This is a genomic window from Neoluteolibacter marinus, assembly GCF_014904755.1.
Taxonomy (GTDB): domain Bacteria; phylum Verrucomicrobiota; class Verrucomicrobiia; order Verrucomicrobiales; family Akkermansiaceae; genus Haloferula; species Haloferula marina.
Genome location: NZ_JACZFQ010000340.1, coordinates 1 through 276 on the forward strand (window position 1 = coordinate 1; position 276 = coordinate 276).

1 protein-coding gene is annotated in these 276 nt (G+C 62.0%); it reads right to left on the reverse strand.

Annotation, left to right across the window (positions count from 1 at the left end; genetic code table 11):
- The coding region (locus IG178_RS25170; RefSeq protein WP_193215292.1) for a DDE-type integrase/transposase/recombinase at nucleotides 1-276 on the reverse strand (276 nt) is incomplete at both ends.

Genomic DNA, 276 nt, shown 5'->3' on the forward strand with positions numbered 1-276 from the left:
CCAGTTGAATCCGCCCTGGGATCCTCGGTCCGAATGCACGATGCATCCGGCGGCGCCTCGGCGTCGCGAAGCAGCGTTGTCCAGGGCGTTCACCGCGAGACGAGCCTTCATCCGGGAATCCATGGAGTAGCCGACTATCCGACCGGAGAACACGTCCTTAATGGCGCAGAGGTAGAGCTTTCCCCCATCGGTCCAGTGCTCAGTGATGTCGGTCAGCCACAGCTCGTTAACGTCGTCGGCTGAGAAGTCCCGCTTCACGAGATCGTCGTGGACCGG